Origin of the sequence: Natrialba aegyptia DSM 13077 (assembly GCF_000337535.1) — an archaeon.
GTDB classification, from domain to species: Archaea; Halobacteriota; Halobacteria; order Halobacteriales; family Natrialbaceae; genus Natrialba; species Natrialba aegyptia.
This window is the reverse complement of record NZ_AOIP01000054.1, coordinates 34,343-58,806: the sequence shown is the minus strand read 5'-3', so window position 1 is coordinate 58,806 and position 24,464 is coordinate 34,343. Positions and strand designations below refer to the sequence as shown.

Below are 24,464 nucleotides of genomic sequence, written 5' to 3'. Positions count from 1 at the left end.
CGACACCCTCATACAGTACTCGTGATTTTATGTAGGGCCCTCTCGTGGGATGTTCCAGACACTCGGTTTTCAGATACTCTCGAACTACGTCGTTCGTTTCCGCAATATCGAACGTCTGTAACCGGGGAGGAACTTCGTTCATAGTGATCAAGGTATCTCTAGCGGACACATCTACCGCGATGTACCTAGGTAGTTTGTTCCGGATGAACCATAATGATGTTGGTGTAGCTGTATCCTCCAGCCACATCGGCTCCGGATCGATTCGCATGTCTCATTCCATGTTTCGGGAACGATGGTCAGACGCGATAGGCCGCTTCCAGTGATGTACCTTCCTCGGATTCTGACTCGATAGGAATTGGCTGATCCCGAATATACGGTGGGCTCATACGGTTACATGTACTATGAATGATTACGCTGGCGGATTCCGGCCGGAGTTATCGCGCCGTAGGGTACTCGCGGCAACTGGTACCGCGAGCATTTCGGCTCTCGCAGGCTGTAATACGGACAGTACGGATCCACAAACTTCCGAAACGAAACCGACGACGATAGTGGACCATTCGTCGCCCGACCTCGAGAGATGGGTCGACAAGGTTCCTCGACCAGACGTCATGGACTCGTCTGGAACGAAGAACGGACAACCTCATTACGAGGTTGAGATACGCGAAGTCGAGCAGAAGATACATCGTGATCTTCCAGCGACGACTGTCTGGGGGTACAACGGTCAATACCCGGGCCCAACAATCGAGGCTGAGCAAGGCGAGCCGATCTCTGTTCGGTGGAAGAACAAACTCCCAGACGAACACCTCCTGCCCGAAGACCCGACGATTCACAGCGACATCGTTCCGTATGACACAACTGGTGTACGGATTGTCACACATCTTCATGGAGGGAACGTCGAAGCCGAAAGTGATGGCCACGCGCAGGCGTGGTTTACTCGAGATTTCCAAGAGACAGGACCTGCGTTCGAGAAGAAAGACTACTATTACGTAAATGAGCAGCCACCGGCGACGCTGTGGTACCACGACCACTCGCTCGGCATCACGCGACTCAACGTCTATGCCGGTCTCGCAGGATTCTACCTCCTGCGGAACGAACGCGAACGGAACCTTGACCTGCCCGACGGCGAGTACGAGATTCCGCTCGTACTCCAAGATCGGAGTTTTAACGAGGACGGGTCGCTGTTCTATCCAACGGCCGTCTCAGACGAGCAAGGCGGCGGAGACGAGTCGTATCCCGACCCGGGTATCGTTCCGCAGTTCTACGGCGATACGTCGGTCGTCAACGGGAAGGCTTGGCCTCGGCTCTCTGTCGAACCTAGATCGTATCGCTTTCGGCTCCTCAATGGCGCAAACAGCCGCTTTTATAGCCTCAAACTTCTCCAGTACGATGAGTCGTCGAATGAGATCGGCAACGAAGGACCACCGTTCGTCCAGATCGGGAACGATGGGGGACTCCTTTCTAGTCCAATCAAGATTGACGATCGCCTTGAACTCGGCTCGAGTCAGCGTGCCGATGTCGTCGTCGACTTTACCAAGTATGCTGGAGAGACACTGCTGCTCCACAATGACGCACCCGCTCAGTACCGCGGTGAGATGAGTTCAACCGATGACGACATCGTCTCGCTTCCCGAGATCATGCTTGTAGACGTGGGTGGCACGGGAGACACACGAGACAACGATCAACTCCCCGATAATCTGACGCAGATTCCTGAAATCTCTGTGGAGTCAGTCGACAATGAGCGGTATCTTACGCTCAACGGTAGCGCAACCGATGACTACGGCCGACAGCTATACTTGCTCGGAACGGGTCAGGAGCCGGATGGTCTCGAACTCGACGATCCGGTGACCGAAGAACCCGCGCTCGGTGATACCGAGATCTGGAGTTTCGCCAACCTGAGTGCAATGTCCCATCCGATGCATCTCCACCTCGTGCATTTCCAAGTGCTGGGGCGACAGTCGCTCGGGGATTACGATCCGGCTGAAGACGAGATCAACCCGGGCGCGCTCGAGGAACCTGCACCGTATGAACGCGGGTGGAATGATGTGGTCACTGTGAACCCCGCTGAAGTCGTCCACGTCATTGTCCACTTCGGAGAGTACGATGGGATATTCAACGATCAGACAGGCACGTATATGTGGCATTGCCATATGATCGAACACGAAGATCACGATATGATGCGCCCGCTAGAGGTCCGTCCACGCACAGACGATGGTGAGACTCATACTAAATAGGACACAAGGCATCGACCACGAATAGACGAAGGAGGCGACACGAACGCCTCTCATCGTTACCTACAGAATCGAACAGCCAGCAGAGACTCGAGGCCGCAAAGATACCCCATCACCAGTGGACGAGACAACGTAATCGGGAACACTCTCATCCTACTCACTCCTGATTCCAAATCGTCGTAAGCTCACCGACGATTTCTGGATTTCTGAGAGTGTCACTGTCCGTGGGCGGTCGGTCGTTGACGATGCACTCGAGGAGTCGGTACATCGTCTTTCCGGAGTAGGTTTCGGGTAGTTCGGGTGTGAATACGACACTCGTTGGTCGTGCAAATTCGCCGACGTGTTCGGCGACCGCATCCGCAACCGCATTCCGGATGGCGGTCCGATCCTGCTGTCCTTGCTCAAGCGTCGCGAAGACGCAAAGAGCGGTCTCACCAATGGTACGCTCAGCGCCGGCAGCGGCTTCGGTAACGCCGTCAACGGTCGTTATTGCAGCCTCGAGTTCGGCTGTTCCGATGCGTCGGTTGCCGATCGTAATAACGTCATCGTCGCGGCCGATGATCGTCACGTATCCGTTGTCGTCGACGACGGCACGGTCGCCGGTGAAGTACCGCCAGGAATCCGCCCGTGGGTTCGAAAACGCCTGCCAATATTCTGCGAGAACCCAGTACCGGTCTCCCTCGAGCGGAACAAGCATCGACGGCCAGGGACGGTCAATCGTCAGATAGCCGGGTTCGCCCGGCGGGAGCTCGCGGCCGTCTTCGTCGACGATCTGGATTTCGATTCCGGGTAATGGAGGACCGACTGAACCGGGCTTTAACTCGTCGACCCCAGGACGGACCGAGATGAGGACGCATCCAGTTTCAGTCTGCCACCACGTGTCGACGATTGGGCACCGTTCCTCGCCGACGTGGGTGTAGTACCACTCCCAGGTGTCCGGACTGATCGGCTCACCGACGCTACCGAGTAGGCGCAACGACGAAAGGTCGTAGGACGAGGGAAACGACTCACCCCACTTCATGAACGTCCGGATTACTCCCGGCGTCGTATAGAAGACCTCCACACCGTTCCGTTCGATCACCTCCCACGGACGGTGGCGGTCCGGATAGCGGAGACTTCCCTCTGCGAGGACGACCGTCGCACCCGAGAGCAGTGGCCCGTAGACGACGTAGGAGTGACCGGTAATCCATCCAGCATCGGCCGTACACCAGATCGTGGTCCCCGGCGCGAGGTCGAATACGGTCTGGGCCGTCCACGCGACACCTGTGAGGTAGCCCCCGGTCGCGTGAGTCATCCGTTGCGGTTCGCCGGTCGTTCCTGACGTGTGGATGTGAAAGAGCGGGTCGGTTGCCTCCCGCGGAACTGGGGACACGTTCGCCCCGGCAAACGCCTCGACGAGATCGTCATAGTCGTATTGGTTCCCACCGAGGTGCATATCGTGACTCGAACCGAGTCGATCGACGACGATTGTCGGGAGCGATTCCTCGATCGATGCCAGTGCCGTATCGGCTTTCCGCTTCTGATCGATCACGGTCTCCTCACGGAAGCTACCGTCGCATGTGACGAGCGCGCGTGAGTCGACACGTTGCATCCGTTCAGCGAGCGCGTTGGGGGCGAACCCCGAGAAAACGACGTTATGGAGCGCGCCGATACGAGCACAGGCGAGCATCGTGATCGGTAACTCGGGGAGTTTCGGCAGGTAGATCGTGACGACATCGTCCTCTTCGACGCCGAGTTCGCGGAGCGCGGCTGCGACAGCTGACACCTCGCGATAGAGATCGTAGTACGTATAGGTTCGACGCTCGCCACGTTTCCCTTCCCACCGCAATGCGACCTGATTCTTCCGCTCCTCGAGATGGCGATCGATGCAGTTTTCTGCGGCGTTCAAGCGCCCACCAACGAACCATCGGTAGAACGGCGCATTTTCCGTGTCGACGATGCGCTCGTAAGGTTCGCTCCACTCGAGCAACGATGCAGCGGCGTCCCAGCACGCCGGCCACTCGTGATCGGAGCAATCGCCATCGGCTGGCTCCGTTGCAGTTCCGTTGCGATCGAACGCTTGTGGAGTCCGGCGTCGAACCGTTCGGTTTTTGAGGGATAGATACGCCGGTCTCTCTTCGGTCATAGATTCGTCCCTTCGACGCCCATCTTCCTGTAGATTCTGTTTGTTTCCGCATAGTACTGTGGTTTAAAAATCGGGAAAGGAATACTAGATCACTCCGTGGTCGCAGATCACCTGCTGGAGTTCTTCGTAAGGCCACACTGCTGGTCCTACTGACACGTTTGGGTATGCTATCAAGTAGGAACAATCTAATTTTAGGTTTTGAATTATAGAAATGAATGGTGTGTTATCTCGAGATTCAAACTTTATACTCCTGCATCTCCACTAATAAATAACAATGGTATGGTCTGTTCGGCTCAGGGACGACGAGCAGGAAACGGGGCAAACCGAGTCCGATGCAACTATCTCTACATGTTCAGAGTGTGGATCGAGTAACGTAGTCCGACACTCTGACCAAGGTGAGCGAATTTGTGAGGAGTGCGGTCTAGTGATTGAGGAAGCAATGGTTGATTCGGGGCCAGAGTGGCGTGCATTTAATCACAAAGAACGACAGGAGAAGTCGCGCGTCGGTGCCCCAACTACTCAGACAATGCACGATAAGGGGCTCACCACCCAAATCGACTGGAAGGATAAGGATGCATACGGCCGCTCGATTTCCTCGAAGAAGCGTTCGCAGATGAACCGGTTACGGAAATGGCAGAGCCGTATCCGGACGAAAGACGCCGGTGAGCGGAATCTTCAGTTCGCGCTCAGCGAGATCGACCGGATGGCCTCGGCACTGGGTGTCCCACGATCGGTTCGTGAGGTAACAAGTATGATTTACCGGCGAGCGCTTCAGGAAGATCTCATTCGTGGACGATCAATTGAGGGCGTTGCCACAGCTGCACTGTATGCTGGCTGTCGGCAAGAAGGTATTCCGCGCTCATTGGAAGAGATCACAGAGGTTTCGCGTATCGAACGAATAGAGGTAAGCCGTACCTACCGATACATCTCGAACGAGCTCGGTCTTGAACTGCTCCCTATCGATCCGAAGCAATACGTACCTCGCTTTAGCTCAAAACTGAACCTCCCACAGGAAGTCGAAGCTAAGGCCAATGAAATCATCGAAGAGACCGCTGATCCATTACTCTCTGGGAGAGGTCCATCGGGATTCGCTGCTGCCGCTATTTACGCTGCCGCCTTGCTTTGCAACGAGAAACGGACCCAGAAAGAAGTAGCAGATGTCGCCCAAGTCACCGAAGTTACAATTCGTAACCGGTATCAGGAGCAAATCGAGATGCTTGGCATACATTAATTGTACTTCCGAAGGTGCTCACCCGCCGGGCTTAAGGCATACAATTACGAACAATTTACCATGTCGTCCATTGAGCTCACTCCGAGCCAGAAAAAGATTCTCCGCGCACTAACGAACCTCCACAAGGAGTCCGAGGGCGCCATCAAGGGCGAAGACATCGCCGAGCAAGTTGACCGGAACCCGGGAACAATACGCAACCAGATGCAGAGTCTCAAAGCGCTCCAACTGGTAGAGGGCGTTCCCGGGCCAAAGGGCGGCTACAAACCGACCGCTACAGCCTACCAAGCACTCGATATCCAGCAGTTGGACGACCCAGTCACTGTCGCCCTCGAGCACGAGGGGGACCTGGTCGAGGACGTCGTTGTCGAGGAAATTAACCTCTCGAGCGTCCACCATCCCGAACTCTGTCGCGCGGAGATTCACCTGCAGGGAACCATCAGTGACGTCGATGAGGACGATCCAATCACCGTCGGCCCAACCCCTCTCTCGAAGCTCGTCATTGATGGACGCGTCGACGGTAAGGACGATACGAACAACATTCTCATCCTCAGAATTGAAGATATGATTGCTCCAGCCGAAAAACCCGAACACTGACCACACACATCGCCGGTGTCTCGTTCATTCCCTACTCATTCAAATCCACATTGTGAACTACCCTACCCTACTCGCTCACGGCTGACGCCGTTCGATCCTTGAGGATAGGGCTTCCTGCTTCCAGGACGCGCTTTGCAGATACAGGCGTATCCACAGGGAGTGCAGTCTCCACAGGCGTTCGAAAATCACGCAGTGATTTTCGCAGCCCATCAGAATCGCCCTGCGATTCTGAGGACGTTGATTCGGAGTATCCCACTCCTACGTCTTCGAGGCCGCGAGAAAGAATGTTCCACGCCGCGTTCGCGTCCCTGTCCGCCTCGAAACCGCAGGCAGGACAGGAATGTTCACGGACCCACAGCGGCTTCTCCGTCGAGACGCCGCACGCCGCGCACTCTTTTGTCGTCCCTCTCGGGTTGACCGCGACGAAGTGCGTCCCTTCGCGGTCGCACTTGTATTCGAGCAGCGTGAGGAACGTTCGCCACGCCGCCGACGCCGTGTTGCGACTGTTCGGCGGCGATTCCATCATCCCCTTCACGTTCAGGTCTTCGACCGCCACGAGGTCGTACTCCCGTACGTAGTAGTTCGAGAGTTTGTGCAAGAAGTCGCGGCGCTTTCGCTTGAGATTCGCGTGACACTCCGCGACTCGACGCCGTTGCTTCTCGTAGTTGGCAGACCCATGTTGCTTCCGCGAGAGCTTCCGTTGCTCGCGTTCCAGTCGCTCCCGTTCGTCGGAGAGGTCGAGCGACCCGACCGCCGTGCCGTCGGTGTCGTGGGCGTACTTGAGAATCCCCACGTCGATGCCGACGCACTTTTCAGGATTTTCGGGCGGTGCAGGCGGTTCACGGTCCATTTCGACGCCGAACGTGGCGAACCACTCGCCCGTCGGTTCCTTTTTGACCGTGACCTGCTTGAGTGTCGCGTCATCGGGGATGGCGCGGTGGAGTCGAATCGGAATGTCCGCGAGTTTCGAGAGGGACAGGACAGTCTGACCACCCTTCTTGTCGAGCTTGAAGCCAGACTGACTGTACGTGAAACTGCGGAACTCCCGTGGAGGCTTCCACTTGAGATGACCGACGCCGTAGCCGTTCTCTTTGAGTTTGGAGAGTCCTTTGAGGTTGTCGAACAGGCGTTCCACGACGGTTTGGAGAACCTTCGAGTACACGTCCGAAAGGCCGTCCCACCATTTCTTGAGGTCGGGAAGCTCCGACCGCAGGGTGGTCATGGACGGCAGTTCGCCGTGGTTCTCTTGGTACTCGTTGAGGCGGTAGAGCGTATGGTTGTACAGTTGCCTACAAATGTCTCGGTGGCGGTCCAACTCCTCGCGGTGGGTGCCGGACGGCTTGAGACGGTACTTGTAGGCGTAGTACATGGCGCTACTCGCGTTGGTTCTCGACGTACTGTTTCAACACATCCAGCGACACCTGCCCCGTCGAGATGAGGCAGTACGAGTCGTTCCAGAACGAGTCTCCCCACAGTTCGGTCTTCAGTTCGTCCGCGTACTCGTTGCGGATACGGCGGGCGGTCGCGCCTTTGACCGTGTTTATGAACTTCACGAGGTCGGTGGTTGGTTTCGCTCGGAACAGGATGTGTACGTGGTCGTCCTTGCCGTCGAGGTTCGTCAGTTCGACACCGTAGTTGTCCGTGAACCCGCTGATGACTTCGTGGATGAATTGGGTTCGCTCCTCGGTTAGCACTCCGCGCCGATACTTCGTGGTGAGTATCAGGTGGTAGTGTAGGGAATACGTCGAGTGTGCTCCCGAGTCGAGGTCATACTCCATTGGGTTCGGTCAATACTATGCTATCCTACTGCAAAAACGGTGCGGTTGCGTGGGCCTGTGGGCCTGCTACCGAATCGTGTATGAGAATCGTGCGGCGCTGTATCCCCTCCCTGCTCGCGCCTCCCGTTCGGTCGGCGCTCACTGAGGAAGGGGGCTTAGCGCCCCAATTGAGCTAAACCCCAGGAGATCGTCGTCGGTTGGTCCACCGTAGACAGTCAAAGCTGGATCGGCTGCCTACGGAGTGAGTGTGAGGCCGTCTTCAGCGACGACCACGTCGCCGTCGAAAACCGACTCGGCATCGCGTTGCATTGCGTCGAGGTCACGGTACGGCATGATGTGCGTGAGAACGAGCGTCTGCACGCCAGCGTCCTGTGCGATCTCACCGGCGTCTGTCGCATCGCAGTGATTGGCAGTCAACGTGGACCTGTCGAGTCCTTCTTCCCCTGCTGCGTGCTGTGGCCACACGAACTGCTCGTCCGCGTTCGGGACGCGGTCTTCATCGACTGGAGCGGTGTTGCAGTCCTGAATGAGAATATCTGCATCCTCGGCAAACTCGGCGAGCGACGGGATCTTCCGCGTGTCACCAGAGAAGACGATTGACGACCCCGTTTCGTGCTCCTCAAACCGGTAGGCGTACGTCTCGATCGAGTGTTCGACTGGTAATGCGTCGATATCCCAGCCGTCCATCTGGCGACTGAATCCATCCGTCACGAGTTCGGTTTCGATACCGGAGATGCCGTCCGTCGGGTAGATATCTTTGCGGTACTCGATGTCTTCCGTGTAGACGTCGTACAGCGCATCAACGAGCCGGTCGGTACCGTCCGGGCCGTACACTGTGAGCGATCCACGACCGGCCTCGGTCCAGCTCGTGAAGGCGAAGTGGAAGAACGACGCGTTGTGATCCATGTGATGATGGGTGAAAAACAGCGTCTCGATCTCACCCATATCGACGTCGGCGTCCATCAGACCGTAGACCGTCTTGGGCCCGCAGTCAATCATCACCATGTCGTCTGCAACGTCGATCACGAGACTCGTGCCGCCACGTGCCGAAATTGGGACAGGGCTTCCAGTCCCGATGAGGGTAATTTCCATGGAAGGACGTAGCACGGCTGCGGCTTTGTATGTTCGTGCAGCGAACGAACGATATGAGGAGACGACGTTCGAATTCCAGTTCGAGAACCATGGGGCTACCAACCTGTCTGTACGGCTGGCGGGGCAGAGTAACGTTGAGTATAACGTCGTCGAAACGCTAGAAGCGATTATCGGTCGATACCGATACAGCACACTCAAATATCGACTTTGAACGCTCCTCGGCACATTACAAAACTCACAGGACGCTGACTAAATACAGAATATGCCTACAGAACCTCAAAACGCCGTCCTCGAACACCTAACATCGATCCAACAGTCCCTCATTCTGGACGAGAATATTCAGCAGTACGCGGAACTCCTCATTTCAGAAGTCATGACGCAAGAACTGCAGATTCGATCCCCTGCTCGTACGGCTGCAGCATGCTTCCTCATTGCCTGTCGCTTGCGAGAGACTCCGGTTCGCGTGACCAGGATTGCCGACGCTTCCGATGCTACCAAATCAGAGATTCTCAACGAAAAGAAACGCATCTCGGACACGCTGGAGCTCGGAATACCGAATGATGATCCAACTGTGATCCTCGAAGAAGCGTGCGAGGACCTTTCGCTCTCTGATGATATCCAAACTCGTGCACAACAAATAGCAGACTTGGGTGCCGAAGCCGGAGTCACCAGTGGTGTCTCTCCATATACATACGCGGCAGCTGTACTCTACATCACAAGTTCAGCTGCCGACACCGACCTCTCCCAGACCGATATCGCCGACAAATTCGACGTATCGACAGCCACACTCCGAGACAGACGTGACGACCTACTCGACACAACCGGAAGCCACCTGTTCAAACTTCAATACCCGACAGCACCGCCCGAAGCCATCTCGCTCGTCGACGACCTGCTTCACCACGCACAAACCGCTAAATGGGCACAGGGCAAACGTCACATGGGCATCCTCGCTGGAGCATGGTTGTATACTGCGAACAAATATCAAATCGAAACCAGCGTATCAGAACTAGCGGCTCTCACTGGCGTGAGTGAATCAACCATCCGTGCTCGCTCTAAAGACTTTGACCACCCGTTCTCATGATGACTACTAAATATTATGTACTAGCTCTGTTGAACCCCCATTAATTCGATACCTTATCAGCTGAATCAGCCGATAGGTGGGTGTGCTTACCTATCGGATAGCATTTTCCATCACGAGAAATTCAAAGTCATAGCTCTCCTGCGAGACTGTCTCGACGTCTTCATACCCACGTTGGCGGTACATCTCCGGGAGATACGGGTGCTCTTCCGGAGTGATCAGCCGGATCGTAGCGTATCCATAGTGCCGAGCCTGTTCCTCTGCGTAGTCGAGTAACTGTCTTCCGACGCCCTCTCTTTTCCAGTTTTCGTGGATGGCGAGTCGGCTGAGTTTCACATGGTCTGAATCTGTGTCTTCGAGACAGACACCGCCAATTACATCGCCATCTTTCTTGGCAACGTAGACCGTGTTCTGCCGAACCAAGTCAGCTATCCTCTTCTCTGATGCAGACTCTGCTTCGTTGGGGAGTCCTAGCCGACGATTTTCCTGATACGCACTCTGGTATACCTCCGCAAGTTGCTCGGCGACGGCCACTGTTGCTTGTCGAATGTGCGGTTCACTCATTCGTGACGACTATCTATCTGATAAAACATGATAACGTTGCATCCTGTCCTGATCGGCAACTACAGATACAGACTGTGCGAACTTCGTTGTACTTTTCGTTTCCGGTCGCCAACAGAGCGTAATGGGAATCCAAAGATACTTTGAATCCGATCTCCGGTTCTACTATGCGGTTGGTGGGTTCGTGATACTGGTTTTCATAAGCGGGATCGCTGTATTGGCAATATTGGAACTCGCCGTCATTGATCAGCGACTCATTCCGCTCATTGTTGGATTCTTCTTGTTCATGTTCGTTTACTTTATCTCGGTAAGCGTTCAGGCTCTCGAACCGGATTCGTGACGCGGTCATTTTTGAATATACTGTTCACTCCTTCACCTGTACTGATCGTTAGGTAGCTCGATCAAGATTGTGGACGATACACACAAGGGCGAGTTCACGAAACTGCTTCCACCAGCGTCGTGAACGGACGAACACACCGTATCTTCACTTGAGTCGAGAGTTCACCGTTTCGCTCTGGCTCCGTTGGCCATAGAGTTCAGTATCCAACCGAGCGTTCCACGCTTTCTGCAGTGATGAGAACTCACGGTGTTTGATCAGCGGACGAATCGAATTTTCGCGGGCCATCCCCCGAATCTGCTGATCGTCGTATCCTTTGTCACCAAGCAGAACATCAACTTCAGCTGCGTTGCGATTGATGAGCGATGGTGCGATCTGCGTATCGTGTTTTCGAGTCGTTGTAATGTGAAGATCGAGGATAGCGTTCGCTCTGGTATCGACTAAGAGCGTGACTTTCAGCTGCTGAATCGTCAACTTCGTCCGTTTCGTGTAGTGCTTCGAGGCGTGATTTCGGTCGAAGCCCGAAGCGTCAATCCCCGCAACACCATTTGTCGGAAGCAGTGAAACTGAGAGGTTGAGAAGCACCCGCCAAACGGCCATATCGAGCCTATCGAATGCCTTGCATAGCGTTGACGGCGCAGGAAGTTCGGTGAGGTTGATCGCACTCCGAATACGGGGCATTTCGATGAGTTCGTCGAGGAGTGTTCGATACGTTGTGTCCTTCCGAACTTTGAGACAGAGGAGAACGATGTGCTGATGGAGCGTATAGCGTTTTTCGAAAATTTCGAGGAGTATCGAGCTACGGCACGTTGCGGTAACTGAAATGCTTCCTCGACAAACCGGAGCAACCGAGACTTTGGGAGGGTCTGCATCTACTCACACTACCGACTGAACCTGTAACTCACTAAGGATTTCAACAGAGCCTTCAGTTCATAACTCTACATAGCGATCAATTCACCGACATCGCTGGTGAAACAACGACTTGTGAAGGATTCTATGACACGCTCTGGTGTTCATGAAGGATGCTCACGGCCCCTCCATCAACTGTCGAGGCGTAAACGTGGCCCCCGTAGTCGGGATTGTTCACCAGAATCAATGGTTTTCTTCGCGGTTATCGAACGGAGCGTCCGCCGCATTCGGACCAATAACACGTGCTTTCGAGTACATCTGCTCTCCAGTCTCCGCTCGATGGCGGAGCTTTTCGGTCCAGCTGTCGCCGAGGGCGTCAAGCGACGCCAATTCGCCAGCGAGTTCTCGATCGTCGGGCATCCGGTATCGGACCTTCGTCGCGCGGGCAACTGACCACTCCGGGTGCGGACGGTCAACGAGATGTATCTTTTGTCCAGACGAGACGGTTCCGGTGTCAAGAACACGCAGGAACCACCCTGTGTATCCCGTCTCCTCAAATTGCATCGCTAACTCGAGAACGCGCCATCGACGAGCCAGCTTCCAACACGGGGATCGTGGGAGCGTGATCTGGACGGTCGCATCACCGACGCCGAAGACATCGCCGATACACGCCTCCTGTTCGGTGAGCCCCTCGATAGTAAAGTTTTCACCGAACGCAGCGGTACCGAGATCCAGATCGAGCCGGTCGGCCCAGTACTCGTAGTGTTCGATGGGGTAGACACAAACGGCTTTGTCGGGCCCACCGTGGTGTTCGAGATCTGCCTGTTGATCTCCCTCGAGATTCGTCTCACCGAGGAAGCAGTCACCCTCAATAGGATCTTTGAAGAAGGCTGTTTCCCACGGTCGATCCATTGGATCTGAGGCATCCTCGCTCCCGTAGGTGGCTGGCGTTCCCACCTGAATCGACCGAACGTATGCGTCAGTAACGACTGTCATCGATCTCTCGTTGAGAGAACGTCCTGATAGGCGTCGAGTGTTCGGTCAATGTCGTCCTCAGTATGAGCATAACTCACGAACTGACTCTCGAGTTGGTTCGGCGTGAGTAACACACCTCGATCGGCCATTGCCGGCCAGAACGTTCGCTTCCAGCGATCGGTCTCGCCGGCTTCGACGTCCGCACCAGTTTTTGGACACAGGTCGAATCTTGGACAGTCCGGATCCTGTACACATCCGGCCTGACAGTGGCCATCGAACGTCTCGGGGGCCTCGCGGGTAAACAGCAGTTTGAACATCGAATCCGTGCCCGCAACGGTGTACTCGGGCGCGTGCTCCTCGACGATATCCTGCAGTCCGGCTCGGAGTTGCTTGCCGAGGTCATTGACGTGCGAATAGACGTCGTGATCCTTCGCGAATCGAAGCGTCTCGAGCCCGGCGGCCATCGTCACCGGATGCCCGTTGAAGGTGCCGGACTCGAAGACGTCACCCATCGGCGTGAATTCTTGCATGAGTTCCGCTCGGCCACCGATCGCTCCCACCGGGAACCCGCCACCGATGATTTTCGCGAACGTCGTGAGATCCGGTTCGATGCCGTACTTACCCTGCGCACACTGCAAACCGCCGACGCGGAAGCCGGTGATCACTTCGTCCAAGATGAACAGCGAGCCGTATTCGTCACAGAGCTCTCGGATCGTTTCGTGGTAGCCTTCGACCGGGAGGACGATCCCGCAGTTACCCAGCAGCGGCTCGGTCACGACTGCCGCAATATCTGGGCCGTGCCGATCGAAGACCTCCTGAAGTGCTTCGTCGTCGTTGAACGGGACTGGAATCGTTTCCTCGGCAAACGTCTCCGGGATACCTGCACTGCTTGGCCCCCGATCGCCGAGATTCCCCTCAACGAGGACCGACTCGTGGCCGCCGTGGTAGCCGCCCTGCATCACGACGATTTTGTCGCGACCGGTATAGCCTCGAGCGAGTCGGATGGCCGCAGCAGTCGCTTCCGTTCCGGAGTTAACGAATCGGAGTCGCTCGACGCTCTCGACGTGCTCGATGACGAACTCCGCGAGTTCGACTTCGATCTCGGTCGGGATCCCATACATCGGTCCGTCGGCGACCGTCTCCGAAATCGCCTCTCGGACGGGGTCGGGGAGGTCGTGACCGAGGAGCAGCGGTCCGTATCCCATGATGTAGTCACGGTACCGATCACCGTCGACGTCGACGATGTCGCCACCGTCACCGTAATCGACGAATGCTGGGGTCGGCTGTGGATCAGCCCGAACGGGTGAGTTGACACCGCCGACTAACGACTCGAGCGCTCGATCGTATAGCTGGTAGGAGGGGCTCTCGTTTCGGTTCTGAGTCATATCTCTTCTTGGCGGTAGCTTCTAAAGGGTCTGTTGAAACTCGTTTACCAATCGTCGTCTTTGACGTACGGGTAGCTCCAGAGCATAACCTGCAGGACAACAGCTTTGAACCAGGCGTGGTACATCGCGTCGACCTCGTCAGCGCTGTGCTCACCGTCGTCGAGGAAGTCCCGGACGGTCGCAGTGATCGGATAAATGAATCCGATCACATATCGAAGATCAATGACTTGAACGGCATCCACGTCGTCAGTCTCGTTTTTCTTTTCGCGGTGGCGGCGGCCGATCTCGAACTGGTAGTTCAACCAGTCCTCGTCGTACGGCGTGTTACAGGTGTCACGGATCCATTGCTCGAATCGCTTCCGAACCCGGTAGAGATAGTCGTCGATCGGTTCCCCGTCGGGCGTGCTATAGTAGTGCAGCAGGAAGTCATGATCGGCGACGAAATCGTACCACACGTCGACGACTTCCTCGACCTGTGGTCCAAGGATTTCGCTTGCCTTCCGGAGCTGTTCCTCGTCTTCCTCCGTGAACATCACCGTTTGCTTCAACCTGTCGAACTCCTCCATGCTGATAGGTGCGGAAGGGATCGACTCATCTCCCAGATTGTAACCAGGAACGGGTTCGTTGCTCATGTGGAATCTCCTCGTGGGATCACCACGCGCAAGACCGTAAAGCTGGTAGTAATTTTGAAGGTAGTTGCTACAGTAGACTGAACGAGGTAGTCTCATGGGAACAGAGTCAGACCTTCCAGCACCTACCGAGTGGAGCGGTATCTGGGAAGTTCTCGGGTGCAAGTGGACGTTCCACATTCTACGGCTGCTGGCCCGAGGGGACGCCCAGTTCAACCAGATCAAACAGAAAATCGAGGGCCTGCCTGCAAGCACCCTCTCGACGCGGCTGAAAAGCCTTCAAGAGGAGACGGTCGTCGTCCGAACGGTCGATGAGTCGGCAACGCCGCCGACCGTCTCCTATTCGCTGACTGAGAAAGGCGACGAACTCGCTGAGATTATCATGCAGATTGAGAAGTTGGAACAACGCTATTCATAGGGAAATACCGATTCAGGAATCTTGAGAAGCAGATTTCCAAGGCCAAGGAGAACCGTAAGTCACTGATATAGACTCCGATGAGCCGTAGTCGTCCGCCTAGAACTCCTATAGCGCTATCTCGAGCGGTCTGCTCTGATGAGCGATTCCCATCACCTCTAGAAATGGCCTAGTTGGTCGGGCTGAACCTTGGCTAGGCTGGGACTCTGCGGTGTATCGGATACACGACACGAACTCACAAGTAATAAAATTCTAAATTTGGGAATATATTTTCTCAATATGGGAAATATATCCGTCTGATTGGAAAGTACTAATACGTGGCAGTGACAACTATTCAATGATGACTGGATCCACTCGAGATTGGTGGCCGAACCAACTGGACCTGAAAATCCTCGATCAAAACGCCCGCCAGGACGACCCCATGGGCGAGGAGTTCGACTACGCCAAAGAGTTTGAAGACCTCGACTATGCTGCCGTAAAGGCGGACCTCAAGGAGTTGATGACGACCTCGCAGGACTGGTGGCCGGCCGACTACGGCCACTACGGACCGCTGTTTATCCGGATGGCGTGGCACAGCGCCGGCACATACCGCACTACAGACGGTCGTGGCGGTGCATCTGGCGGCCGACAACGTCTCCCCCCTCTCAGCAGTTGGCCCGACAACGTAAACCTCGACAAGGCGCGTCGATTGCTCTGGCCGATCAAGCAAGAGTATGGCCGCAAACTCTCGTGGGGCGACCTAATCGTCCTGGCCGGGAACTGTGCCTTAGAGTCGATGGGCTTCGAGACATTCGGCTTCGCTGGCGGACGCGAGGACGACTTCGCGCCCGACGAGGCCGTCGATTGGGGTCCCGAGGACGAGTGGGAGGCGTCTGAGCGCTTCGACGAGGATGGAAAACTCCAAGGCCCGCTTGGCGCTACCGTGATGGGGCTGATCTACGTGAATCCGGAGGGGGCAGACGGAGAGCCGGAGCCGGAGAAGTCGGCGGAGCGGATTCGGGAGTCGTTTGGTCTCATGGCGATGAACGATGAAGAGACGGCTGCGCTCATCGCCGGCGGACATACGTTTGGGAAAGTCCACGGCGTCGACGACCCCGACGAGTATGTCGGCCCCGAACCCGAAGCGGCCCCCATCGAGGAGCAGGGTCTTGGCTGGAAGAACGAATACGGTTCCGGTAGCGGTATCGACACGATCGGTAGCGGTATCGAGGGCGCTTGGAACGCTTGGCCGACTATGTGGGACACTTCGTACCTCGACAACCTGCTTGACTACGAGTGGGAACTGGTGGAAGGTCCTGGCGGTGCATGGCAGTGGGAGCCGACAGACGAGACGCTTCACGACACCGTTCCGGACGCGCACGATCTGTCCAAGAAGCACGCACCCATGATGCTGACGACGGACATCGCCCTCAAGAAGGATCCGGACTATCGGGAGATCCTCGAGCGATTCCAGGAGGATCCGGAGGAGTTCCAGGAAACCTTCGCAAAGGCATGGTACAAGCTGATCCACCGCGATATGGGCCCACCGTCTCGATTCCTTGGGCCCGAGGTGCCGGACGAGGAGTTGCTGTGGCAGGATCCTCTCCCCGACGTCGACCACGATCTGATCGGTGATACGGAGGTCGACGGACTCAAAGAGATTATCCTTGCGTCCGACCTCTCGGTCTCTCAGCTTGTCAAGACTGCCTGGGCGGCGGCGTCGACCTACCGCGACAGCGACAAGCGCGGCGGTGCAAACGGTGCCCGCATCCGACTCGAACCCCAGCGGAGCTGGGAGATCAACGAGCCCGACGAGCTCAAGACGGTGCTATCGGCCTACGAAGAGATTCAGGAAGAATTCAACGGTGCGCGATCTGACGACATTCGCGTCTCACTCGCGGACCTGATCGTGCTAGGCGGATACGCAGCGGTGGAGCAAGCAGCGCGGAACGCCGGCTACAATGTCGAGAGTTCGTTCGAACCCGGCCGTACTGACGCTACGCAGGCCCAGACCGACGTCGAGTCCTTCGAGGCGTTGAAACCGGCGGCGGACGGCTTCCGAAACTACCTCGGTCCCGACACCACTCTTTCGACGGAGGAACTATTGGTGGACAAAGCCGACCTGCTGGACTTGACGCCCGCGGAGATGACGGTCCTGCTCGGCGGCATGCGCACACTGGGTGCGACCTACCAAGATTCGGATCTCGGCGTCTTCACCGACGAGCCGGGGACGCTGACCAATGACTTCTTCGAGACCGTCCTCTCGATGGACTACGAGTGGGAACCAATCTCGGACTCGGAAGACATCTTCGAACTGCACGACCGCGAAACGGGTGAACTCGCGTGGGAAGCCTCCCGCGTGGACCTGATCTTCGGGTCGAACTCCCGACTTCGCGCCATCGCGGAAGTGTACGGGGCCACAGACGGTGAGGAGCAGTTCGTACGTGACTTCGTCGATGCGTGGAGCAAAGTAATGACGCTCGATCGCTTCGAACTTGAGTAAGGCATAGGACTCGAGTCGCTTTCGTTCGAGTTCTGCGCCACGATGTTCGAGGTTTGAGCCTTACGAGTTGATCATGGGCTGCAGATTGTGGCCCGCGGTTCGAGTTCGCTCGAATTCCGAGTGGTCACTTTGAACGCGACAGAAACGCAGACATCACTCACTCCGGACGACAGTCTTTCGCTCGATAACCTGCATGTCGACGATTTCGGGCGTCAACGTATCACTATGGCAAGGCTGGTCCTTGAGTCCGACTGAGGTAGCCCGATCGAAAGCTTCGTCACGCTTAAGCAGGTCGAAGGTGCCGAGTCCAGTCTCCGTGTTGATGCGTCATCTTCGTAGACGAAGACCAGTTCGTAGTTCATGATTGTCTCCACGGACCCATCTCTGAGACTTTCTTCACACTCAGTGCCACTATCATCGCGGTAAACGAACGTGTGTCCTGACCTCTCGCCGCTATGGATCAGGATGTGGACAGTGTCGCGTTCGTTGGACTCCCCTTGAATCTGGATCGGATCCATCGTCATCCACCGAGACGACCTATCAGGTTCGTCTATAGCGTTGGTATCCTGTCTGCCATCAGTGGTACTGCAGCGGGTCCATACATCAGGAGACGGTGGTTACTTCGCATTGCGAAGGTATAGGACAGTGAAACCGCGCTATGAAAGCCGAAAACTCCTTCATTGGTTTCGCGAGGCGACCAGACAAATCGCCCACCAGCTGTGCTTCTTCGACAATAAACGGTGATGAATGCGCTCTCGCATTGGACCCACACTCATTTTATCCTCGGCAAACTTCTCTCGATCATGAAAGAGAACGACCGGACCATTACGCTCTTCACGATGGTCGGTCACGCGACGTTTCACTTATATGAGATGGTGATTCCGCTCTTCGTTGTAATCTGGCTCAACGAATTCGACATCTCCGCAGCTGTGCTAGGGGCTGTTGTCGCCGTCGGATACGGGATGATCGGTGTAGGTGCCCTTCCGAGTGGCTCACTGGCTGACCGATACGGGTCGAAACGACTTGTTGTCCTCTCGATGGGCGGGATGGCTGGTGGCTTCGCTCTCATCAGTGTAGCGCCCACAATCTGGGTCCTCAGCGTGGCTCTCGTTCTCTGGGGCGCTGCCGCTAGTCTATATCATCCAGCAGGTCTCTCCTTGATCACTCGAGGGACGAATCAACAAGGGACGGCATTGGCATACCACGGCGTGGCTGGGAATGTCGGCACTGCAATCGGCCCACTTGCGGCCGTGCTCTTGTTCACCGTTCTCGACTGGCGATTCGTCGCAGGTCTACTTATCGTCCCAGCACTCATCGGTGTACTTATCGCCTCTCGATTGACGTTCGATGAGCGAAGGGAAATTTCGTCTAAGAAAGACAACGCAGTCGCAAATCAACCTTCGGGACTGAGGAAATTTCTCGAACGGTCAAAGATGTTGCTCGTCGGTGGGTTCATCGTTGCATTCGCGATTGCAATGCTCGCAGGCACGTATTATCGAGGGGTATTCACGTTTCTCCCGGAGATTCTCGCAGATTTGCCCGTGTTCGGATCCGTCGAGATTGCAGGTGAGCCTATCGAATCGAGCCAGTACGTCTATGCTGGATTGCTCTTGATCGGCGGACTCGGACAGTACGTAGGCGGGAAGTTGAGCGATTATCGATCCCCCGAATGGGCGATATCCGGCGTGTTCACGACGCTGATACTCATCTCGTTACTGTTTCCGTTCTTCGCCGACGCTGGTCTCGTCGCGACGTTGGTGATCTGCGCCGCGCTCGGCTTTTTCGTATTCATGGAAGCGCCGATCCATCAGGCACTGATTGGCAAGTACACAGCAGCAGATATCCATGGTCTCTCGTTCGGATATACGTATCTCGGTGTCTTTGGGCTCGGTGCTGCCGGTGCCTCAATTGCGGGCATTGTGCTCACGTATGGTGGAACGAGTTTGCTATTCACGACTCTCGCTATATTTCCGGTAATTGGGCTTATTCTAGCAGGGCATTTAATCATCAGAAACCAAGAACGGGGTGAGAAAGTTGTCCCATGAGTTCTATATTTTTCTGGAACGAAGATGATATACTGCGAACAGCCGCCTACGAGTTCAGCAATCGTTCTTCCCCCTTCGAGTCAGACTTGATCGCAGTAACGGGCAGTTTACGGGGCCCTATTGTGAAGAGATGAACTGAACGAATGGAATGGAAACAGACACTCCGGGACTCGCCGGCAGCAGCGGTAATCTTCGCAAGTACTCTTGTCGCTGTCATGGGGGTTTCACTCATCAGTCCTGCACTCCCAGCGGTGCAGGAGGCGTGGGATATTTCGGAGTCAGAGGCCAGTCTCTTGCTGTCCGCATTCACGCTTCCTGGGATATTTCTCACACTCCCCATCGGACTGCTGGCTGACCGAATCGGTCGGAAACCTATTCTGATCCCAGCGCTCATTATATTCGGGATCAGTGGGGGCAGTATTATCATCATCTCCGATTTCACCCTAATTCTCGTACTGGGAGCAATCCAAGGTGCGGCAAGTAGTGCGATCGTAATGCTCACGGTCACACTCCTTGGCGACCTCTTCACTGGTGAACAGCGACGAGTGTTGATTGGTACCAACGCGGCGATTCTTGCGGCCGGTGCCGCCGGCTATCCGCTGCTCGGAGGGGCGCTTGCAACGCTTGCATGGTCGGCTCCATTCGCATGTTTCCTTCTCGCCGTACTCGTCGCCGTCCCCGGGATAACTCTGCTGGAAGAGCCCAATCGGGCCGGAACCAATTCGAATTCAAGTATTCGCGAATTCCTTACTGGACCGACTGCGATGACTCCCTTCGCTATTCTTTACCTCGCGATCTTCGGGATATTTGTCATCCTCTACGGCGCGCAGCTCACTGCTGTTCCGTTCCTGCTCGCCAACGAATATCAGCTCTCGTCGGCAGGGATCGGCCTTCTCTTGGGGTTACCTGCGGTCACGATGGGAATGACCGCAATGCAAGGAGATCACGTGCTCCACGTTTTCACGAGTTTCCAATCGATCGCACTCGGGTTTGTGAGTTACGGGATCGGACTCGCCGTCGTAGCTATTGCGGACTCCATCTACGTGGTCACTGGCGCACTCTTACTGTTCGGCCTCGGCCAAGGTCTCGCAGAACCGATTACGGATACTGCTCTCAACGAACGAGCACCAGACGAATTTCGTGGGAGCATCATGAGTATTCGGACGAGCGTCCTCAGACTCGGGACGACCATTGGCCCGCCGCTCAGCGTCGGGGCTGCAGCGGTATTCGGCTACCGACGAACGCTGTTGATTTCGGGGTCCGGCGCATTCATTATCGGCGCAACTTGGTTCATAATTAGACGCTCGTAATACCTTTCGTGACGGCCTGATTGATTGGAAATGGAGCGAATTCACCGTTGAATCCTCTGAATTTGGTTTACGGTGACCTCAGCAAGCCGGGTGAAATCTACTGTATCAGGCATGACATCGACAGCGGCACCGTTATTGTGGACAGCACGCTCTGTCGGTGCCCCAATCGCACTGACAACTGTCTCCTTTAGCCCGCGTTGTAGTGTAGCGACAGCGTCGCGTTCAATCGCGATCCCGAAGAAGTGCTCGACGGTCTTCGGCGATGTGAACAGTATCCCGTCCAGTTCACCGTCTACGGCAAGTGAAACTGACTGTCCAGCAGTCCCTGGTCGTTGCAAGCGATACAGGTGCGTATCGTGGACGGTTGCACCCGCTGCTTTTAGCCCCTCAACCAGTACGTCGCTGCCGTGTGCACTCCGAGCAAGTTCAACCGTTTGTCCGTCAACACCGGCGGATAACTCGTTGACAAGACCTGCGGACGTGAACGTCGACGGAACAACGTCGACCGAGTATTCGTGGTTACGTAACGCGGTCGCAGTCTGATCCCCAACGGCACAAACGGTGGTGTCCCGTTGTTCCCACCCCGCTGTGGCAGTCAGGTCGACGCCAGTCTCGCTCGTAAAGACACAGTAGTCCGCGTGCTGTGGGCTCTGACCGGTCGGATCGACTGTCAGCATCGGGTCTGAGATCGGAGATACACCGAGTGACTGGAGATACTCGACCGCCTCGACGATCCGGTTGTCGTCGGGTCGGAGCACAGCCACCGTTGGCCGGGACATGCCAGACAGTTAGTCGATGCTGGACTTGTGTGTGTCGAGACTCGCCGACCGATCTCGAACGTTTCAAACTAACATCTTTCTAATTGGTGGTATGGACGACAACTCTCACAAATACATTGTCAGGAAGTGATGAAGGCCTGTCCACATCAGATGTACAAGGCTACGACTTCCGCGGAGAACTCGATTTTCAGGAACTGCTGGATGCCTATGCAACGACGGGCTTTCAGGCGATGCAACTTGCAGAGGCCATCGACATCACAGAAGATGCGAGACGCTGATGCAACGATCTATCTCACGTGTACGTCGAATATGATCTCGTTGGGCCTGCGTGAAGTCGTCGCCTACCTCGTTTGCGAAGGGTACGTTGACGTACTGATCACGACCGCTGGATCGCTGGCAGAGGACGTCATTAAGACGGCGAAGCCGTTCAAAATGGAGGAACGGGAAGCGGACGAAGCCGATCTCCGAGAACAAGAAATCAACCGCCTGGGGAACCTCTTCGTCCCCTCTGACCGGTACATTTGGCTAGAGGAGGCTCTGGTGAATCGCTAGATGGCGGCGACCTTCGGTGAAAACGCACGACGCTTGAGGCGTCACACTGGGACGGATGTGACTGTGACGTCGAGGGTTCCGGGAGTGATGAAGCGGGTAGATGCTCTCACAACGCCATCGGAACACAAGAAACCGACGCTGTATGGCGATTCATCAGAACCTATAGTATTACTTCTGGAGTTTAATTCGACAGACTGATTGACACTACTTCTGTGATTTGATCGGTGATAATACGGTGAGTTTACGGTAATCCGTCACCTCAAACGGTTATGACACCTCTCATTCTTTCTGCCGATGTTTTTTGACAGATCACCAACTGATATTCATTCTGAATCAAGCCAAGGTATTTACTCACACAAAAGGTACCATCAGCTATTGAAGGTACTGAGAGTAGGAACGAAGATCAAAATAATGAAAAGACCAACACAGATATATGCGGCGTTTATCGATAATCCTATAACGGCGTTAGGAACTACGACCGTGGCGGTTTACCTATTGGTCGTGATCGGGGCAACAGCCTCGCTTGGGGACGCAGCAGCAGCCTGTACGACCTGGCCGATCTGTTCCGGCGCAACGAACGATCTCACGATGGCAGTCGCAACCGGACACCGCTTGCTTGCGTTCCTGACAGGGGTTCTCTTACTCGCCACGACCTATGCCATCGTATACGGTGACACCTCCGGCCGCGTGACTGCACCAATCGCTGTAGCACTTGTGCTCTATCCACTACAGATGGCTCATGGCGCATTGCTGTCAATAACTGCTGGTTCACCCCCTATTCCTTGGCTCCATTTAGGCTTTGGACTCACTATCTTCGGAACATTGGTGCTTGCCCTTGCGTGGCAACTGGAATACGAGACCGGCAGTGCGGACGAACCACTTCACTCGGAGGATATGGAATGTGCCAACTCTGAATTATCTTCCGTAGCAACCATCCTTTCAGAACAGCCACTCGGGACTCGGCTGAAGGGTCGTATGTTCGCATACTTCCAGTTGATGAAGCCTCGGCTGATGTGGCTGCTTTGTCTCGTCGCCGTTGCTGCGATGGCGCTTGCTGCTGGTTCTGCCCTAGAAACCCGTGAGATTCTGCTCACGATCGGCGGTGGCGTACTTGCTATCGGTGCAAGTGGCACGTTCAATCACGTCTTTGAACGCGATGTAGACCGGAAGATGTCACGAACAAACGACCGACCGTTGGTCACTCACCAGCTACCCAAACGGAATGCCATCCTCTTTGGAATCGCACTTACCGTACTTTCAACGATCATCTTCCTACAGTTGAACTCACTCACAGCTGCACTTGGGTTGATCGCAATCCTGTTCTACAGCGTCATCTACACACTTGTTCTCAAGCCCAACACAGTCCAGAATACTGTCATTGGTGGTGCCGCGGGGGCACTCCCGGCGTTGATCGGCTGGGCCGCCGTCACCGGCCGAATTGGCATCACTGGTATTGCTCTCGCCGCAGTGATCTTCGTCTGGACACCTGCTCATTTCTATAATCTTGCATTAGCATACAAGGAAGACTATGCCCGAGGTGGCTTCCCGATGATGTCGGTGGTTCGTGGCGAAACAACGACACGCAAACACATCGTACTTTGGCTCGGAACGACGCTCGCCGCTACAACGGTGCTGATCTGGTTCACGCAACTAAGCTGGCTTGTCGCTGTCACGACTGCCTTTGTCGGGATCATCTTTCTGTGGGCGACGATCCGTCTTCACCACGAGCAGACCAAACAAGCCGCATTCCGTGCCTTCCACGCCTCCAATGCCTACCTCGGGGCTGTCCTGCTTGCAATTGTGGTTGACGCAATAGTGATTTAGGCGATGAAAAGCGGAGTCCCAGCTCAAGATTCTTCTAACTCCGTCTCATAGCTCTCGCTGAGCAGGTCTGTGGGCATCAATTCAATTCAACATCACGACCTGCTCAGTTCTCAAACTGACTCAACCAGACAGTATCAGGAGAGAATTCATCCGGTCGAAGTCACAAACTATGCGGAATGACAGAGGTACTGTACA

General features: G+C 55.5%; 20 protein-coding genes and 2 pseudogenes. 11 read left to right on the top strand and 11 right to left on the bottom strand.

The window, feature by feature from the left end; all coding sequences use genetic code 11:
- Nucleotides 1-401: 401 nt before the first annotated feature.
- Nucleotides 402-2,231 carry a multicopper oxidase family protein gene (locus tag C480_RS19250; protein WP_239640940.1) on the top strand — a complete coding sequence of 610 codons (1,830 nt, stop codon included), beginning with the start codon at nucleotides 402-404 and terminating at the stop codon, nucleotides 2,229-2,231.
- Nucleotides 2,232-2,385: 154 nt separating this feature from the next.
- On the opposite strand, the gene C480_RS19245 is transcribed toward C480_RS19250, so the two are convergent.
- On the bottom strand, nucleotides 2,386-4,353 hold the full coding sequence (locus tag C480_RS19245; protein ID WP_006667321.1) for an acetate--CoA ligase: 1,968 nt from the start codon (nucleotides 4,351-4,353) through the stop codon (nucleotides 2,386-2,388).
- 274 nt (nucleotides 4,354-4,627) lie between these two features.
- Here C480_RS19245 and C480_RS19240 point away from each other — a divergent pair, with 274 nt between their 5' ends.
- Together C480_RS19240 and C480_RS19235 are read left to right on the top strand one after the other, a co-directional pair.
- Nucleotides 4,628-5,584: a transcription initiation factor IIB gene (locus C480_RS19240; RefSeq protein WP_006667320.1), complete on the top strand. Its 957-nt coding sequence runs from the start codon at nucleotides 4,628-4,630 to the stop codon at nucleotides 5,582-5,584.
- A 60-nt stretch (nucleotides 5,585-5,644) separates the two neighbouring features.
- The gene (locus C480_RS19235; protein WP_006667319.1) at nucleotides 5,645-6,178 is read left to right on the top strand and encodes an Rrf2 family transcriptional regulator; all 534 of its coding nucleotides are present in this window, start codon (nucleotides 5,645-5,647) and stop codon (nucleotides 6,176-6,178) included.
- A 67-nt stretch (nucleotides 6,179-6,245) separates the two neighbouring features.
- Here the strand turns inward: C480_RS19235 and C480_RS19230 are convergent, their stop codons facing one another.
- The 3 genes from C480_RS19230 to C480_RS19220 all read right to left on the bottom strand — a co-directional run bounded on the left by C480_RS19230 (nucleotide 6,246) and on the right by C480_RS19220 (nucleotide 9,048).
- Nucleotides 6,246-7,547, bottom strand: a complete 1,302-nt coding sequence (locus tag C480_RS19230; protein WP_006667318.1) for an RNA-guided endonuclease InsQ/TnpB family protein — start codon at nucleotides 7,545-7,547, stop codon at nucleotides 6,246-6,248.
- Nucleotides 7,548-7,551: 4 nt separating this feature from the next.
- The gene (tnpA, locus tag C480_RS19225; protein ID WP_006667317.1) at nucleotides 7,552-7,956 is read right to left on the bottom strand and encodes an IS200/IS605 family transposase; all 405 of its coding nucleotides are present in this window, start codon (nucleotides 7,954-7,956) and stop codon (nucleotides 7,552-7,554) included.
- A gap of 234 nt (nucleotides 7,957-8,190) precedes the next feature.
- A complete protein-coding gene (locus C480_RS19220; RefSeq protein WP_152424108.1) occupies nucleotides 8,191-9,048 on the bottom strand; it encodes an MBL fold metallo-hydrolase in 858 nt (285 codons plus the stop codon).
- A gap of 262 nt (nucleotides 9,049-9,310) precedes the next feature.
- Between C480_RS19220 and C480_RS19210 the strand changes: the two genes are divergently transcribed.
- Nucleotides 9,311-10,129 (top strand): transcription initiation factor IIB family protein, encoded by an 819-nt coding sequence (locus tag C480_RS19210; RefSeq protein ID WP_006667315.1) that lies wholly within the window; start codon nucleotides 9,311-9,313, stop codon nucleotides 10,127-10,129.
- 90 nt (nucleotides 10,130-10,219) lie between these two features.
- Here the strand turns inward: C480_RS19210 and C480_RS19205 are convergent, their stop codons facing one another.
- Nucleotides 10,220-10,690 carry a GNAT family N-acetyltransferase gene (locus C480_RS19205; RefSeq protein ID WP_049904026.1) on the bottom strand — a complete coding sequence of 157 codons (471 nt, stop codon included), beginning with the start codon at nucleotides 10,688-10,690 and terminating at the stop codon, nucleotides 10,220-10,222.
- Between the two features lie 121 nt (nucleotides 10,691-10,811).
- On the opposite strand from C480_RS19205, the gene C480_RS19200 reads away from it, so the two are divergent.
- Nucleotides 10,812-11,027 (top strand): hypothetical protein, encoded by a 216-nt coding sequence (locus C480_RS19200; RefSeq protein WP_006667313.1) that lies wholly within the window; start codon nucleotides 10,812-10,814, stop codon nucleotides 11,025-11,027.
- 48 nt (nucleotides 11,028-11,075) lie between these two features.
- Here C480_RS19200 and C480_RS19195 read toward each other — a convergent pair.
- From C480_RS19195 to C480_RS19180, 4 genes and pseudogenes are all read right to left on the bottom strand, one after another.
- Nucleotides 11,076-11,896, bottom strand: a pseudogene (locus tag C480_RS19195) (IS5 family transposase).
- A gap of 220 nt (nucleotides 11,897-12,116) precedes the next feature.
- The gene (locus tag C480_RS19190; protein WP_006667311.1) at nucleotides 12,117-12,869 is read right to left on the bottom strand and encodes an MOSC domain-containing protein; all 753 of its coding nucleotides are present in this window, start codon (nucleotides 12,867-12,869) and stop codon (nucleotides 12,117-12,119) included.
- Entirely contained in the window at nucleotides 12,866-14,233 is a 1,368-nt protein-coding gene (gene hemL / locus C480_RS19185; RefSeq protein ID WP_006667310.1) for a glutamate-1-semialdehyde 2,1-aminomutase, read from the bottom strand. Before hemL ends, C480_RS19190 begins: the two co-directional genes overlap by 4 nt.
- A gap of 44 nt (nucleotides 14,234-14,277) precedes the next feature.
- The gene (locus C480_RS19180; protein WP_006667309.1) at nucleotides 14,278-14,865 is read right to left on the bottom strand and encodes a protoglobin domain-containing protein; all 588 of its coding nucleotides are present in this window, start codon (nucleotides 14,863-14,865) and stop codon (nucleotides 14,278-14,280) included.
- A 94-nt stretch (nucleotides 14,866-14,959) separates the two neighbouring features.
- Between C480_RS19180 and C480_RS19175 the strand changes: the two genes are divergently transcribed.
- Entirely contained in the window at nucleotides 14,960-15,280 is a 321-nt protein-coding gene (locus tag C480_RS19175) for a winged helix-turn-helix transcriptional regulator (RefSeq protein ID WP_006667308.1), read from the top strand.
- 337 nt (nucleotides 15,281-15,617) lie between these two features.
- Nucleotides 15,618-17,759, top strand: coding sequence for a catalase/peroxidase HPI (gene katG / locus C480_RS19170; RefSeq protein WP_006667307.1), 2,142 nt, complete (start codon nucleotides 15,618-15,620; stop codon nucleotides 17,757-17,759).
- Between the two features lie 212 nt (nucleotides 17,760-17,971).
- On the opposite strand, the gene C480_RS19165 is transcribed toward katG, so the two are convergent.
- Nucleotides 17,972-18,277 (bottom strand): hypothetical protein, encoded by a 306-nt coding sequence (locus tag C480_RS19165; protein WP_152424107.1) that lies wholly within the window; start codon nucleotides 18,275-18,277, stop codon nucleotides 17,972-17,974.
- A gap of 285 nt (nucleotides 18,278-18,562) precedes the next feature.
- Between C480_RS19165 and C480_RS19160 the strand changes: the two genes are divergently transcribed.
- On the top strand, nucleotides 18,563-19,804 hold the full coding sequence (locus tag C480_RS19160; protein ID WP_049904044.1) for an MFS transporter: 1,242 nt from the start codon (nucleotides 18,563-18,565) through the stop codon (nucleotides 19,802-19,804).
- 143 nt (nucleotides 19,805-19,947) lie between these two features.
- Nucleotides 19,948-21,114, top strand: a complete 1,167-nt coding sequence (locus C480_RS19155) for an MFS transporter (protein WP_006667304.1) — start codon at nucleotides 19,948-19,950, stop codon at nucleotides 21,112-21,114.
- Nucleotides 21,115-21,155: 41 nt separating this feature from the next.
- On the opposite strand, the gene C480_RS19150 is transcribed toward C480_RS19155, so the two are convergent.
- Nucleotides 21,156-21,893, bottom strand: coding sequence for a uroporphyrinogen-III synthase (locus C480_RS19150; protein WP_006667303.1), 738 nt, complete (start codon nucleotides 21,891-21,893; stop codon nucleotides 21,156-21,158).
- Between the two features lie 91 nt (nucleotides 21,894-21,984).
- On the opposite strand from C480_RS19150, the pseudogene C480_RS24610 reads away from it, so the two are divergent.
- Together C480_RS24610 and C480_RS19140 are read left to right on the top strand one after the other, a co-directional pair.
- Nucleotides 21,985-22,433 (top strand): annotated as a pseudogene (locus C480_RS24610) (deoxyhypusine synthase family protein); the annotation flags it as partial.
- Nucleotides 22,434-22,856: 423 nt separating this feature from the next.
- Entirely contained in the window at nucleotides 22,857-24,269 is a 1,413-nt protein-coding gene (locus C480_RS19140) for a heme o synthase (protein WP_006667301.1), read from the top strand.
- Nucleotides 24,270-24,464: the final 195 nt, after the last annotated feature.